Annotated in this window: 12 protein-coding genes; 6 read left to right on the forward strand and 6 right to left on the reverse strand. The window is 73.2% G+C overall.

The window, feature by feature from the left end; translation table 11 throughout:
* Positions 1-84: 84 nt before the first annotated feature.
* Complete coding sequence (locus J2S55_RS21795; protein WP_306864007.1) at positions 85-1017, reverse strand: LysR family transcriptional regulator; 933 nt, start codon at positions 1015-1017, stop codon at positions 85-87.
* Between the two features lie 198 nt (positions 1018-1215).
* On the opposite strand from J2S55_RS21795, the gene J2S55_RS21800 reads away from it, so the two are divergent.
* From J2S55_RS21800 to J2S55_RS21815, 4 genes are all read left to right on the forward strand, one after another.
* Positions 1216-1980, forward strand: a complete 765-nt coding sequence (locus tag J2S55_RS21800) for a succinate dehydrogenase cytochrome b subunit (RefSeq protein WP_306864009.1) — start codon at positions 1216-1218, stop codon at positions 1978-1980.
* An 81-nt stretch (positions 1981-2061) separates the two neighbouring features.
* Entirely contained in the window at positions 2062-3993 is a 1932-nt protein-coding gene (locus J2S55_RS21805; protein ID WP_306864012.1) for a fumarate reductase/succinate dehydrogenase flavoprotein subunit, read from the forward strand.
* Positions 3990-4727 (forward strand): succinate dehydrogenase/fumarate reductase iron-sulfur subunit, encoded by a 738-nt coding sequence (locus J2S55_RS21810; protein WP_306864014.1) that lies wholly within the window; start codon positions 3990-3992, stop codon positions 4725-4727. The genes J2S55_RS21805 and J2S55_RS21810 overlap by 4 nt, the downstream gene beginning before the upstream one ends.
* 331 nt (positions 4728-5058) lie before the next feature.
* Complete coding sequence (locus J2S55_RS21815; RefSeq protein WP_306864015.1) at positions 5059-5208, forward strand: hypothetical protein; 150 nt, start codon at positions 5059-5061, stop codon at positions 5206-5208.
* On the opposite strand, the gene J2S55_RS21820 is transcribed toward J2S55_RS21815, so the two are convergent.
* On the reverse strand, positions 5205-5783 hold the full coding sequence (locus J2S55_RS21820) for a Clp protease N-terminal domain-containing protein (RefSeq protein ID WP_306864017.1): 579 nt from the start codon (positions 5781-5783) through the stop codon (positions 5205-5207). The two genes, J2S55_RS21815 and J2S55_RS21820, sit on opposite strands and share 4 nt — an antisense overlap.
* A gap of 2 nt (positions 5784-5785) precedes the next feature.
* Positions 5786-6019, reverse strand: coding sequence for an RNA polymerase subunit sigma-70 (locus tag J2S55_RS21825; RefSeq protein ID WP_306864020.1), 234 nt, complete (start codon positions 6017-6019; stop codon positions 5786-5788).
* Positions 6020-6128: 109 nt separating this feature from the next.
* On the opposite strand from J2S55_RS21825, the gene J2S55_RS21830 reads away from it, so the two are divergent.
* Positions 6129-7820: an ABC transporter transmembrane domain-containing protein gene (locus J2S55_RS21830; RefSeq protein ID WP_306864023.1), complete on the forward strand. Its 1692-nt coding sequence runs from the start codon at positions 6129-6131 to the stop codon at positions 7818-7820.
* A 67-nt stretch (positions 7821-7887) separates the two neighbouring features.
* Positions 7888-9633: an ABC transporter ATP-binding protein gene (locus J2S55_RS21835; RefSeq protein WP_306864026.1), complete on the forward strand. Its 1746-nt coding sequence runs from the start codon at positions 7888-7890 to the stop codon at positions 9631-9633.
* Between the two features lie 84 nt (positions 9634-9717).
* Here the strand turns inward: J2S55_RS21835 and J2S55_RS21840 are convergent, their stop codons facing one another.
* The 3 genes from J2S55_RS21840 to J2S55_RS21850 all read right to left on the reverse strand — a co-directional run bounded on the left by J2S55_RS21840 (position 9718) and on the right by J2S55_RS21850 (position 13920).
* Complete coding sequence (locus tag J2S55_RS21840; protein WP_306864029.1) at positions 9718-11703, reverse strand: ATP-binding cassette domain-containing protein; 1986 nt, start codon at positions 11701-11703, stop codon at positions 9718-9720.
* Positions 11685-13541, reverse strand: coding sequence for an ABC transporter ATP-binding protein (locus J2S55_RS21845; RefSeq protein WP_306864031.1), 1857 nt, complete (start codon positions 13539-13541; stop codon positions 11685-11687). Before J2S55_RS21845 ends, J2S55_RS21840 begins: the two co-directional genes overlap by 19 nt.
* A gap of 235 nt (positions 13542-13776) precedes the next feature.
* A complete protein-coding gene (locus tag J2S55_RS21850) occupies positions 13777-13920 on the reverse strand; it encodes an ALQxL family class IV lanthipeptide (RefSeq protein WP_306864033.1) in 144 nt (47 codons plus the stop codon).
* Positions 13921-14009 lie beyond the last annotated feature (89 nt).

Raw genomic sequence — 14009 nt, forward strand, 5'->3', positions numbered from 1 at the left:
CCGCCGTGGCGCAGTCGCCCGCGGACCTTGACCATCTTGTACGGCCCGCGCCTTCTCCGGTGTGCCATCCGGGAAATGGGTCGCTCAAGCCGTGGTGATCAATTCCACACCTTCGGGGAGGCTGCCGTCGTGGGCGGCCTCGGCGAGATAGAACAGCAGGGTCGCGCGGAAGGCCTGGGCGGCGCGGGTGGGCTCGACGTCCTTGCGGTGGGCGATGGCGATGGTGCGGCGGAGCCCGGGAGGCGCCAGCGGCGTCCCGCTCAGACCGGGGCGGCCGTCCAGGACCATCGAGGGGACCAGGGCGATGCCCAGTCCGGCCTCCACGAAACGGAGCACGGCGTCCATCTCGCCGCCCTCGACCGCCAGCCTCGGCTCGAACCCGGCATGACGGCAGGCGCCGAGGGTGGCCTCCCGCAGGTCGTAGCCGCGCCGGAACATCACCATCGGCTGCCCGCGCAGCTCCTCTATCCGCATGTACGGCCTGTGCGCGGGCGCGGCGGAGGGGGAGACGACGACCAGGTTCTCCCGCAGGATCTCCTCGGTGACCAGGGCGGGGTCGTCGCTCTGCAGGGGCAGGATGATCAGCGCCAGGTCGAGCTGGCCGCGGGCGAGGGTGCGGACCAGGTCGCGTGAGCCGCCCTCCTCGACGAGCAGCTCGATGCCGGGGTAGGCGCGGTGGAACCTGGCCAGCGCGTCGGCCATCAGCCCGGCGCAGAGGGAGGGCGTGGCGCCCAGCCGCACCCGGCCGCGGCGCAGCCCGGCCAGCTCGCCGACCTCACGCCGCGCGGTCTCGGCGTCGGCCAGCATCCGGCGCGCCAGCGGCAGCAGGGCCTCCCCGGCCGGGGTGAGGGTGACGTTCCCCCTGGCGCGGCTGAACAGCGGCGCGCCGAGCTCGGCCTCCAGGGCCTTGACCTGCTTGCTGAGCGACGGCTGGGCGACGCGCATCCGTTCGGCGGCCTGAGTGAAGTGCCGGGCCTCGGCGACCGCCACGAAATAGGCCAGTTGCTGAAGCTGCACGCTTCCCTAGCGTACGGAGGGGGCGGTGCCGGATCCGGGGCGCCCCCCGGCACCGGGGAAGATGTGAGATTGCTCGCATCGGCCCGCGGGACCCGCCCGGGTAAACTCCCCGGACGCAGAGGTAATAGCCACAGGCTATGGAAACCACATCCACGATGACTTGGACGGGGGTAAAGCGCGTTTCCTAGCGTCACGTGCGTGACTGCCACGATTGAGCGCGGATCCGCCACCGCGCGGGTCAACCCCCCCGCGGAAGCCGCCGCGAAGAACGCGAAGCCCGACAGGCCCGGCGGGCTGCTGGGCACCTCCAACGGGAAAAAGGCGGTGATGGCCGTCACGGGCGCCATCCTGGTGCTCTTCCTCATCGGCCACATGGCCGGGAACCTCAAGAGTTTCTTCGGCGCCGAGTCCTTCAACGCCTACGCCGAGTTCCTGCGGACCATGGGCGAGCCGATCGTCCCCAGGCGCGTCCTGCTGACCGTCGTCGAGGTCGTGCTGGCCGTGGCGGTCGGCCTGCACATGTGGTCGGCGATCTCCCTGGCCCGCCGGGCGAGCAAGGCCCGCCCGGTCAAGTACGCGGCCAAGCGCAAGTCCCAGGCGGGCGGCTACGCCGTGCACACCATGCGCTACGGCGGCGTCGTCATCGTCCTGTTCGTCATCTGGCACCTGCTGGACCTGACCTTCGGCACGGTCAACCCGGCCGGCTGGGACGGCACGCCGTACGAGAAGCTGGTGCAGGGCTTCGACCCCTCGCGCTGGTGGGTCACGATCTTCTACGTGCTCGCGGTCGTCATGGTCGGCCTGCACCTGAGGCACGGCCTGTGGAGCGCGTTCCAGACGCTCGGGCTGGCGAGCGGCCGCAGCTACCGTCCGCTCAAGGGCGTGGCCGCCGCGATCTCCGCGGTGCTGGTCCTCGGTTTCCTCGCGGTCCCCATCGCGGTCATGGCCGGAGTGGTCAAGTGAGTGGACCCGACGCAGTGAGCGCGGCGACGGACGCCGTGGAGCAGGCCATCCGCGTAGCGAATGAGGAACGGTGATCGGACGATGACGACCCTGAAATACACCGAAGGCGAGCCGATCCGCGACACCAAGGCTCCCGAGGGTCCGATCGAGGACCGCTGGGAGAAGCGGAAGTTCAGCGCCAAGCTGGTCAACCCGGCCAACAAGCGCAAGCTCAACGTCATCGTCATCGGCACCGGTCTCGCGGGCGGCTCGGCCGCCGCGACCCTCGGCGAGCTGGGCTACAACGTCAAGTCGTTCTGCTACCAGGACTCGCCCCGGCGCGCGCACTCCATCGCGGCCCAGGGCGGCATCAACGCGGCCAAGAACTACCGAGGCGACGGCGACTCGATCTACCGGCTGTTCTACGACACCGTCAAGGGCGGCGACTTCCGCGCCCGCGAGTCCAACGTCTACCGGCTCGCCCAGGTCAGCGTGAACATCATCGACCAGGCCGTGGCCCAGGGCGTGCCGTTCGCCCGCGAGTACGGCGGCCTGCTCGACACCCGCTCCTTCGGCGGCGCGCAGGTCTCCCGGACCTTCTACGCCCGCGGCCAGACGGGCCAGCAGCTGCTGCTGGGCGCCTACCAGGCGCTGGAGCGGCAGATCGCGGCCGGGACCGTGGAGATGCACACCCGCCACGAGATGCTCGACCTGATCGTCTCCGACGGCCGGGCGCGCGGCGTCATCGTCCGCGACATGGTCACCGGCGAGATCGAGCGGCACGTCGCCGACGCGGTCGTGCTGGCCAGCGGCGGCTACGGCAACGTGTTCTTCCTGTCCACCAACGCCAAGGGCTGCAACACCACGGCGATCTGGCGGGCGCACCGGCGCGGCGCGATGTTCGCCAACCCCTGCTACACGCAGATCCACCCGACCTGCATCCCGGTCAGCGGCGACTACCAGTCCAAGCTGACCCTGATGTCGGAGTCGCTGCGCAACGACGGCCGCGTGTGGGTGCCGCTCAAGGCGGGCGACGACCGGCCCGTCTCGCAGATCCCCGAGGAGGAGCGCGACTACTACCTGGAGCGCATCTACCCGGCGTTCGGCAACCTGGTCCCGCGTGACATCGCCTCCCGCGCGGCCAAGAACGTCTGCGACGAGGGTCGCGGCGTCGGCCCCGGCGGCCTGGGCGTCTACCTCGACTTCGCCGATGCGATCAGGCGGCTCGGCCGCGACGCGGTGGAGAAGAAGTACGGCAACCTTTTCGAGATGTACGAGCGCATCACCGGCGAGGACCCCTACACCCAGCCGATGCGCATCTACCCCGCCGTGCACTACACGATGGGCGGCCTGTGGGTCGACTACGACCTGCAGTCCACGATCCCCGGCCTGTTCGTGATCGGCGAGGCCAACTTCTCCGACCACGGCGCCAACCGTCTCGGCGCCTCCGCGCTGATGCAGGGCCTGGCCGACGGCTACTTCGTGCTGCCGACCACGATCGGCGACTACCTCGCCAACGGCCCCTACGGAGAGGTCGACGAGGAGGCCGTGGCCGAGGCCGAGATCGCGGTCCGCGAGAAGATCAACAAGCTGCTGTCGAACAACGGCAGCCGCACCGCCGACTCCTACCACCGTGAGCTGGGCAAGCTCATGTGGGACTACTGCGGCATGGAGCGGACCGAGGAGTCGCTGCGCAAGGCGCTGGAGCGGATCCCCGAGCTCCGCGAGGAGTTCTGGAAGAACGTGAAGGTCTCCGGCGAGGCCGACGAGCTCAACCAGGCGCTGGAGCGGGCCGGCCGGGTGGCCGACTTCTTCGACCTGGCCGAGCTCATGTGCATCGACGCGCTGCACCGCACCGAGTCGTGCGGCGGCCACTTCCGCGCCGAGTCGCAGGACGCCGACGGCGAGGCCCTGCGCGACGACGAGAACTTCGCCTACGTCGCGGCCTGGGAGTACGGCGAGCAGGGCCCGGTCCTGCACAAGGAAGACCTCGACTACGAGTACGTCAAGATGAGCCAGCGGAGTTACAAGTGAACCTCACTCTCAAGGTCTGGCGCCAGAAGGGCCCCGAGGACAAGGGCCGCATGGTCACCTACCGCGTCGAGGACGTGTCTCCCGACATGTCCTTCCTGGAGATGCTCGACGTGCTCAACGAGCGTCTCATCCTGGAGGGCGACGACCCGGTGGCCTTCGACCACGACTGCCGCGAGGGCATCTGCGGCATGTGCGGCATGGTCATCAACGGCGTCGCGCACGGCGAGCAGGTGGCCACCACCACCTGCCAGCTCCACATGCGGCACTTCGAGGACAACGCGGTCATCACCATCGAGCCGTGGCGCGCCGCGCCCTTCCCGGTGGTGAAGGACCTGGTCGTGGACCGCTCGGCGTTCGACCGGATCATCCAGGCGGGCGGCTTCGTCTCCGTTCCCGCCGGGTCCGCCCCCGACGCGCACAGCGTCCCGGTCAAGAAGGTCGACGCCGACGCGGCGTTCGACGCGGCCACCTGCATCGGCTGCGGCGCGTGCGTCGCCGCCTGCCCGAACGGCTCGGCCTCCCTCTTCACCGCGGCCAAGATCACTCACCTCAGCCTCCTCCCGCAGGGCCAGCCCGAGCGCGACTCCCGCGCCAAGGCCATGGTCGAGCAGATGGACGCCGAGGGCTTCGGCGGCTGCACCAACACCGGCGAGTGCACCGCGGTCTGCCCCAAGGGCATCCCGCTGGACACCATCGCCCAGATGAACCGGGACTACCTCAGGGCCTCCAAGTAGGTCGGGTGAACCGCGCCGCGGGCCGTACCGGATCCTCCTCCGGTACGGCCCGCGTTTCCGTGTCCGGGCACGGGCGTCATGGTGTGGCCCTACCGGCCGGTCCTACCGGCCGGTCCTACCGGCCGGTCCTACCGGCCGGTCCTACTGGTCAGGCCGGACCCGGGAGCGGGACTGGTCCGGCGAGTGGTCCCGAATGGCGCCGCCGACGGCGGGCTGCGCCGGGTCGGCCGCTTCCGGCCCACCCGGCGCAGCCCCTGGCCCGCCTGGTGCGGCGTGTCGTCCGTGGTGGGTGCGAGATCGGTATGAGGCGTCGTATGGGTAGATTCGGAGCGTGATCCGGATCGAGCTGGATGAGCTCACTCTGGCCAGGACGAGAATCACGACGAGCCCGCTCTGGGAGACGCTGTGCAGCCTCTTCCTGCTCCGCCGGGCCCAGGTGCCCTGGCCGTACGACGGGTGGGCGGCGCCGAGCGGGTTCTAACCGGCGGCTCGGTGGGGGCCGATGTTCTCGACGATCTCCCGGCGCAGCGTCCCGGTGTCGACGAGTGCCTCGTCGAGGACGCGGCGGGCCAGGCCGTCGCCTCCCCGGAGCAGGCCCAGGAGGATGTGGCCGTCGCCGATGTGCCTGTGCTTGAGGGTGAGAGCCTCCCGGAGGGAGAGCTCCAGGGTTTTCTTCGCACCGGGGGAGAACGGGATGTGACGGCCGCTGCGGAGGCGGCCACGGTGGTCTCGCTCCGGTTCCCGGTCGAGGGCGCCGGGGCCGAAGGCCGCTTCGACCTTCTCCCGGATCGCGTCGAGGTCGATGCCGATCGTCTCCAGGGCGTCTCTGTCCAGCTCCTCGGCCGGTGCGGGGCCGATGAGGCGGACCACCGCGGCGGACGCCTCCGCGTGGTCGAGCCCGTGCCGGGCCAGAAGGCGTGCCGACAAGGTGGCCGGCTGCTCGCACAGGCCGAGCAGGAGATGCTCGGTGCCGATCCGGCTGTGGTGAAGCCGCCGGGCGTTCACCTGTGCGAGCGTCACGACCTGCCGGGCTTCGTGTGTGAACCGTTCGAACATGCCTATTTCTCCCGCCTCAACAGGCCGCGGCCCCCTGCGTACTTCTTGTGCACCGCCTGCCGGGTGACCTCCAGGCAGTTGGCGATCTCCTGCCAGGACCAGCCCTGCTGCCTGGCGTTCTCCACCTGAAGGGCCTCCAGCCGGTCGACCAGCATCCGCAGCGCCCGCACGGCCCGCAGGCCGACGGCCGGATCGCGGCTGCCGGCGTCGGATGCCAGCTGCGCCGTATCGCTCATGCCTGTCAATTTAGGTTGACATCGAATGGCTGTCAACTCTGCTTGACGCCGCCGGAGGTCAGAAAATGGTTTGCCTGGCGAGGAGGGAGTTTGTCAGCCTGGACTCGCTATGCGCTCCCTACCTGTCGCCGACCCCGGCATCCCTGACGCCCGCAGCCCGGTCCGATACCTGTACTGGATCGCCCGCATGCAGGCGGGTTCCCTGTTCCTCGGCATCGGCTACGCCACCCTGTGGTGGCTGGCGATGGCGCTGGTGCCGGCCGCGATGGGCGAGGGCATCGACGCCATCAGGGCCAAGGACACGCCGGCCCTCGTCACCTGGGGCGCCGTGCTGCTCGGCCTGGGGATCGTGCAGGCGGCCGCCGGCATCCTCCGGCACCGGATGGCCGTCTACAACTGGCTGTGCGCCGCCTACCGGACCGTCCAGGTCACCGTCAGGCAGTCGACCCGGCTGGGCGCGACCCTGCCCAAGCGCATGTCCACCGGCGAGGTGGTCAGCGTCGGCAACTCCGACATCGCCCACATCGGCGGCGCGATGGACATCCTGCTCAGGGGCACCGGCGCGATCGTCGCCATCGTCGCGGTGACCGTCATCCTGATCAGGGCCTCGCTGCCGCTCGGCCTGACCGTGCTCATCGGAGTGCCGGTCATGGCCGTCGCCGTCGTCCCCCTGCTCCGGCCGCTGCACCGGCGCCAGCACGCCCACCGCGACCTCCAGGGCGACCTGTCCACCCGCGCCGCCGACATCGTCGCCGGCCTGCGGGTGCTGCGCGGCATCGGCGGCGAGCAGGTCTTCGCCGACCGCTACGCCGAGGAGTCGCAGCGGGTGCGGCACGCGGGCGTGCGGGTGGCCGCGGTCGAGTCCACCCTGGAGGGCGCGCAGATCCTGCTGCCCGGCCTGCTCATCGCCGGGGTCACCTGGCTGGGCGCGACCTTCGCGATCGAGGACAAGATCACCGCCGGCCAGCTCGTCGCCTTCTACGGCTACGCGGTCTTCCTGATCGCCCCCATGCGGGCGCTCACCGAGGCGGCCGACAAGCTGACCAAGGGACACGTCGCGGCCCGCCGGGTGGTGCGGATCCTCAACCTGGAGCCGGAGGTGGACGGCGGCACCGGCCACTCGGGCGGGGGCCTGCTGCGCGACGTGGCCTCCGGGGTCGCGGTCCGCCCCGGCGTGTTCACCGCCGTCGCGGCGGCCACGCCCGAGGACGCCGTCGCGATCGCCGACCGGCTCGGCCGCTACAGCGACGGCGACGTCGACTTCGGCGACGTGCCGCTGGACACTCTGCCGATCGCGGAGGTCCGCCGCCGGATCCTGGTCGCCGACAACGGCGCGAAGCTCTTCGCCGGCGTGCTCAGGGACGAGCTCGACGTCTCCGGCGGGGCCTCCGCCGCCGACATCGCCGGCGCGCTGCACACCGCGTGCGCCGAGGACATCGTCGAGGCGCTGCCCGACGGCCTCGACGGGCACGTCGCCGAGTCGGGCCGGGAGTTCTCCGGCGGCCAGCAGCAGCGGCTCCGCCTGGCCAGGGCGCTGACGGCCGACCCGGAGGTGCTCATCCTCATCGAGCCCACCAGCGCGGTCGACGCCCACAGCGAGGCGCGCATCGCCGACCGGCTGGCCAAGGCACGGGCGGGCAAGACCACACTGGTCTGCACGACCAGCCCGCTGGTGCTCGACCGCACCGACCATGTGATCTACGTCGAGGGCGGCGTCGTGCACGCCCAGGGGACGCACCGGGAGCTGCTGGCGACCGTGCCGGCCTACACCGCCGTGGTCACCAGAGGGGAAGACTCGTGAGCGGGCGAGCGGAAGAGCGCCGTGATCGTGTGAGCACAGGTTCCGGGTGGCGGGCGGAGGAGAAGGCATGAGCAGGCAGATCCTGCCCGTCGCCGACCAGGCGCAGGTCCGGGCGTACGCCCGCAGGCTCACGTTGAAATACCCCCGCGACCTGACGGTGGCGCTCGGCCTGCACGGCCTGGCCGCCGTCGCGGGCCTGGCGGTGCCGTGGCTGCTGGGCCGGCTGGTCCAGGGGGTGCACGACGGCACCGGGATCGACGTCACCATGGTGGCGCTGGCCATCGGCGGCTTCCTGGTCGCGCAGGCGGTGCTGGTCAGGGCCGCGGTCTACGCCTCCTCCAGGCTCGGTGAGAAGGTCCTCGCCGAGCTGCGCGAGGAGTTCGTCGGCCGGGTGCTCGGCCTGCCGCTGTCCACGGTCGAGCGCGCCGGGTCCGGCGACCTCATCACCCGGACCTCGCGGGACGTGGACGCGCTGTCGCGCACGGTACGGCACGCCGTACCCGAGACGCTGATCGCGCTGGTCACCTGCGTGATCACCGTCGGCGCGCTGCTGGTGGTGGGGCCGCTGCTCGCGCTGCCCTCGCTGCTGGCCGCGCCGATCCTGTGGATCTCCACCCGGTGGTACCTCAAGCGGGCCCGGGACGGCTACCTGCGCGAGAGCGCCGCCTACGCGGACATGACCGACGGCCTGGCCGAGACGGTCGGCGGCGCCCGCGCGGTGGAGGCCCTGGGCCTGCAGGCCCGGCGGCACCGCCGCACCGACACCGACATCTCCCGGTCGTGGGCGGCCGAACGCTACACCCTGGGGCTGCGCACGGTCTGGTTCCCGGCGGTCGAGCTCGGCTACGTGATCCCGATCGTGGCGACGCTCGTCATCGGCGGCATGTTCTACATCCGGGGCTGGGTCTCGCTGGAGCAGGTCACCGCGGCCACGCTCTACGTGCAGCAGCTCATCGACCCGCTCGACCGGCTGCTCATGTGGATCGACGAGCTCCAGGTCGGCGGGGCCTCCATGGCCCGCCTGCTGGGGGTCGCCGAGGTGCCGGACGACCGCGAGGCCGGCCCCGGCACTCCCGACGGAGAGGAGCTGCGGGCCAGCGGCGTCCGCTACGCCTACCGCGAGGGCCACGACGTGCTGCACGGCATCGACCTGGTGGTCCAGCCCGGGGAGCGGCTGGCGATGGTCGGCCCGTCCGGCGCGGGCAAGTCCACGCTGGGCCGCCTGCTCGCGGGCATCCACGGCCCGCGCAGCGGCGCGGTCACGGTCGGCGGCACCCCCCTGGTCGAGCTCCCGCTGGACGACCTGCGCGGTCACGTCGCCCTGGTCACCCAGGAGCACCACGTGTTCCGGGGCACCCTGCGCGACAACGTGCTGATCGCCCGCCCCGACGCGGACGACTCCCAGGTCCGCGCGGCGCTGTCGGCCGTGGACGCCCTGGAGTGGGTCGAGGCGCTGCCCGGCGGCCTGGACACGGCCGTCGGCTCCGGCGGCGAGCCGGTCTCGGCCGCCCAGGCGCAGCAGCTCGCCCTCGCCCGCCTGGTCCTGGCCGACCCGCACACCCTGGTGCTGGACGAGGCCACCTCGCTGATCGACCCCAGGGCGGCGCGCAACCTGGAACGGTCGCTGGCCGCCGTGCTCGACGGCCGCACCGTGATCGCCATCGCCCACCGCCTCCACACGGCGCACGACGCCGACCGGGTCGCGGTGGTCGAGGACGGCCGGATCAGCGAGCTCGGCTCCCACGAAGAGCTCGTCGCGGCCGAGGGCTCCTACGCGGCGCTGTGGAGCAGCTGGCACGGCACGTCCAAGTAGGACGGCACGTCCAAGTAGGACTGCGCCCCCGCCCGCGCCGCCCCGGCACGGGTGCCGGGGGCGGCCGGCCCCTCCCGGGAGCCGTCAACCGTTCATGGACGGGGCGCCGTGGTCGTGCTGCCACAGGCCGACCATGACGGCGTACAGGGGGGATCGGGCCGCCAGGTCATGATGGGAGCCGGTGAGCACGGTGGCGCCGTCCATCAGGAGGACGCGTTGCGCCCTGCGCGCGGAGCTGATCCGGTGCGCGATCACGATCAGGGTGCCGTGCCTGGCCGCGAACGCCGTCTCGGCCGCCGCCTCGGCGGCCGGGTCGAGGTGGCAGGTGGCCTCGTCCAGGACGACCAGGCGGGCCGGGGAGGCGTAGGCGCGGGCCAGGGCGATGAGCTGTCTCTCGCCGGCCGACAGCGTGGACGGTCCGTCGATCACGGCGTCGAGGCCGCCGAGCCGTTCGACGAGCGCGCCGGCGCCCACCGCCTCCGCCGCCCCGCGCAGCCTGGCGTCCGCGGTCCCGGCGGGGCAGAGGTAGGCGAGGTTCTCCCGGACCGTCCCGGTGAAGACGTACGCCTCCTGCGGCACGAGCGCCACCATGGCCCGCAGCTCGTGTCCGGCTATCGTCCGGAGCGGGACTCCGCCGAGCCGTATCTCCCCTCCGGTGGGCCGGCTCAGCCCGGTGAACAGCATGGACAGTGTGGACTTGCCGATGCCGCTGGGGCCGACCACGGCCAGGTGTTCGCCTTCGGCGACCGTGAGGTCGAGGTCGCGCACGACGGGGGTGGCCTGCGGCGCGTAGGCGAAGCTCAGCCGCTCCGCCCGCAGCCCGTACCCGTCCGGGGAGGCGGTGCCGTCGGACAGGGCGGTGTCACCGGACAGGGCGGTGCCACTGGGCGGGACGGTGCCGTCGGGCGGGGCGGCGCTGTCCGGGGAGGCGCTGTCCGGGGAGGCGGTGCCGTCGGACAGGGCGGTGTCACCGGGTGGGACGGTGCCGGGCGGGGAGGCGGTGCCGTCGGGCGGGGCGGGGACGGCGTGCACGGTGACGGTCTCGGCGATCCGGCGCAGCGTGACGGCGAGCGCCACGCCCCAGCCGCCGACGGTGCCGGTGAGCGAGCGCAGGGCCGGATCGAGGCCGGTGGCCAGGTAGGTCATCGCTCCGACGACCTCTCCGGCGCTGAGCCCGCCGTTCTCTGTCAGCGGCCGGGCGGCGACCAGCAGGCCGAGCAGCGGGACGTGCGCGCCGAGCGTGACGACGAGTCGCCGGCCCAGACCGGCCCAGGCCAGCGCCCGGGTGGCCGTGGCGTGGGCGGTGACGGCGGTCTCCACGGTGGCGTACGCCTGGGACTGCGCCCCGCAGGCGGCGATGTCGCGCAGTCCGGCCAGGATCGGGGTGGCCTGGGCGGTGAGCGCCTCGCCGGCGAGGACGAGCTCGCGCTGGCGGACCACGAGCACGCGCAGCGTCCTGGCGAACACGGCCAGCGCCACGAGCACGGGTACGGCGACGACGGCCGCGGCCACGGGGGACAGCAGCAGCAGCCCTCCGAGCACGGCGAGCAGGGAGACGCCCAGCGAGCGGCTGCTCCGCAGCAGCGCTGACACGAGGTTCCGCACCGTCTCCACCTGCTCGGTGAGGCGGCTGACGGCGGCGGTGTCGGGCGGTCCGCCGCCGTGGGCGGCGCGGGTGACGGTGGCGGTGACGACGGCGGTGACGAGGTCGTCGCGTAGCGGCTCCACCACCGCGGCCAGATGGGGGAACATCAGCCGCGTGGCCACGGCTCGCAGCAGCATCGCGGCCCCGAGGAGGGCGAGCCAGGCCAGGCCGGCGCCCGGGTCTCCGGCCAGGAAACCACGGTCGACGGCGGCGGCGACGAACAGCCCGGACAGCCACGCCGGACCGGCCTCGACGAAGGACCAGGCCATGGCGGCGGCGAGGGGCCGCCTGCGGCGGCGCAGCAGCGCCGACAGCAGCCTGAGCCCGGCGGCGACGGACCGGTCCGCTGCCGGGGCCCCCGTCGCGGTGCGGGCGGCCACGCCGCCGGGATCAGGCCGCGGGCGGGTCACAGACGGGCCGGGCACGTTTCCTCCGTCCCCGGCGAGCCGCCGCCGGCCGGTCCGGCGCAGTCCGGTCCGCCGCCGGTCGACTCGGTGCCGGTGGGGTGGGTGTCAGCCGGTCCGCCGTCGGCCGGTCCGGCGTCGGTGGGGTGGGCGTCGGCCGGTCCGGCGTCGGCCGGTCCGGTGCCGGAGGCGAACAGGGCGCGGTAGGACGGGTCCCGCCACAGCGTCCGGTGGGTGCCCTGGGCGCGGATCCGGCCGTCGTCCAGCCAGACGACGAGGTCGGCGCGGGCGGCGGTGGTGGTGCGGTGGGCGATGACCAGCCGGGTGGACCCGCGCATGCCCTCCAGCAGGGTGCGGGTCACCTGGGCCTCGGTCACCGTGTCGAGGCTGGAGGTGGCGTCGTCGAGAATGGTCAGGCGGGCCCGCCGTACCAGGGCGCGCGCCAGGCCCAGGCGCTGGAGCTCGCCGCCGGACAGCGGGGCGGTGTCGGCGGGGGTCCGGTAACCGTCCGGGAGACGGCAGACGACCTCGTCCACGTGCGCGGCGCGCGCGGCCCGCCGGACGGCGTCGCGGTCGAGCTCGGGCCTGCCGTAGGCGATGGCCGAGGCGAGGTCGCCGCCGAGGAGCACGGGGCGTTCGAAGGCGTAGGCGACCGCACCGCGCAGGGCGTCCGGCCGGATGTCGGTGAGGCGCTGCCCGTCGAGCAGCACCTGCCCCCGGTCGGGGTCCATCAGCCGCCCGGCCAGCAGGGCCAGCGTGGTTTTGCCCGCCCCGGAACGTCCGACGAGGGCGGTCAGCGCTCCGGCGGGGATCTCCAGGTCGACGCCGTCCAGGAGCGGGGTGCCCTCGCGGGTCACGGTGACGCCGCGCAACGACAGGGCGCCGGGGCCCGCGGACAGCGGGCGGGTGCCGGGGACGGGGGAGGGCAGGGCCAGCACCTCCCCCACCCGCCGGGCCGCGGAGCGGGCGTGGGCCAGCCCCATCAGCCCGTCGACCTGCTCGATGAAGGTCAGACCGAGGGCGGTGTAGCCGGCCACGGCCAGGAGCTGTCCCGGCTCCAGACGGCCGTCCGTGACGCCGAATCCGGCCACGGCGAGGACCAGCAGCTCCACCAGCGGCAGCAGGGCGATCTGCCACACGCCGCGCGCCTGCGCGCGCCACAGGGCCCGCCCGGCGCTGGACAGGTCCGCGAGGGGGGCGAGCACCCGGGCGATCTCACGGCCGGCGGTGCCCGAGGCGCGTACCGTCCGGATGCCGGCCAGGGCGTCGGTGAGGCGGGTGGCCAGCCGGCCCTGCGCCTCCTGATAGCGGCCGTAGAGCCCGGAGACCCGGGTGACGAAGGTCCGTACGATGATCAGCGCGATGGGCGCGGCGGCCAGGAAGGCGATGCCCGCCCGCCAGTCGGTCATCAGCAGCGCGACCACGCCGCCGGCCGAGGTGACGAGCCCGGTCGCCGTGCCCAGCAGCGTCAGGGGGAGGTAACCGGTGCTGGCGGTGTTGCTCACCAGGCGGTTCGCCAGCTCCCCGGCCGGATGGCGGCGGGTCCCGGCGGCTCCGAGCGTGAGGAGGTGGGCGGTGAGGCGCAGCCGCAGGGCCGACGTGGCGGACGCGGTGGAGGCCGCGCCGGCCGGCACGCCCACGACCTCGGCGCACACCGCGGCCGCCAGGACGAGCGCGAGCTGCCAGGCGGTCTGTCCGCCCTGACCGGACAGGACCCCGTCCACGGCGGCGGCGAGTACGGCGGGCAGGGCCAGCGCGGCCGCGGTGGCCACGATGTCGGCCACCGCGGCCACCGCCAGCGGCGCCCACGCCCGGCGTGCGGCGGACGCCAGGAGGCGGTCGGCGTCTGCGCGCGTCACCTGCTGTGGCGGGCCGCCCGGTGCCTGATCTGACATCGTCTCCCTCCGGGACGTATCCGTTGCCGCCGCGGTCGTCGGCCGCCGGGCGGCTCCCGGCGGTGGCCGGGCGACCGGGGGCGGGTGTCCGCGGCGGGGCGGCGGTGAGTCCGCCGCCCCGTGGTGAGGCCCGGGGCGCGTGCCCCGGGCCTCACTCAGTGATCTATTTGGTGCTCACCGCATCCGCGGTGCGAGCGTTTTACCAGGTGGGGGCGCCGCCGGTGACGCCGCAGGTGGGGCTCCACGGGTCGGAGCAGGTCTCCCCGCAGGTCATCCGGCACTGCTGGAGGCCGGCCTCCTCGGTGGCGGGAAGCATGTCCAGAGCGGCGATGTTGAGCTCCATGGCGTTTCCTTTCTCGATGGTGATGACCGGGCCGCCGTCCTTTACGGCAGCCCTTTTTCACGGCCGGCGCCGGACGTCCCCGCCGCGCT

This window comes from Streptosporangium brasiliense, from assembly GCF_030811595.1.
In the GTDB taxonomy this organism is placed as follows: Bacteria; Actinomycetota; Actinomycetes; order Streptosporangiales; family Streptosporangiaceae; genus Streptosporangium; species Streptosporangium brasiliense.

Coding starts and splice junctions, on each gene's coding strand:
- J2S55_RS21805 (WP_306864012.1), top strand. CDS start 2,062: ATGACGACCCTGAAATACACCGAAGGCGAGCCGATCCGCGACACCAAG.
- J2S55_RS21820 (WP_306864017.1), bottom strand. CDS start 5,783: ATGTTCGAACGGTTCACACACGAAGCCCGGCAGGTCGTGACGCTCGCA.
- J2S55_RS21825 (WP_306864020.1), bottom strand. CDS start 6,019: ATGAGCGATACGGCGCAGCTGGCATCCGACGCCGGCAGCCGCGATCCG.
- J2S55_RS21830 (WP_306864023.1), top strand. CDS start 6,129: ATGCGCTCCCTACCTGTCGCCGACCCCGGCATCCCTGACGCCCGCAGC.
- J2S55_RS21835 (WP_306864026.1), top strand. CDS start 7,888: ATGAGCAGGCAGATCCTGCCCGTCGCCGACCAGGCGCAGGTCCGGGCG.
- J2S55_RS21850 (WP_306864033.1), bottom strand. CDS start 13,920: ATGGAGCTCAACATCGCCGCTCTGGACATGCTTCCCGCCACCGAGGAG.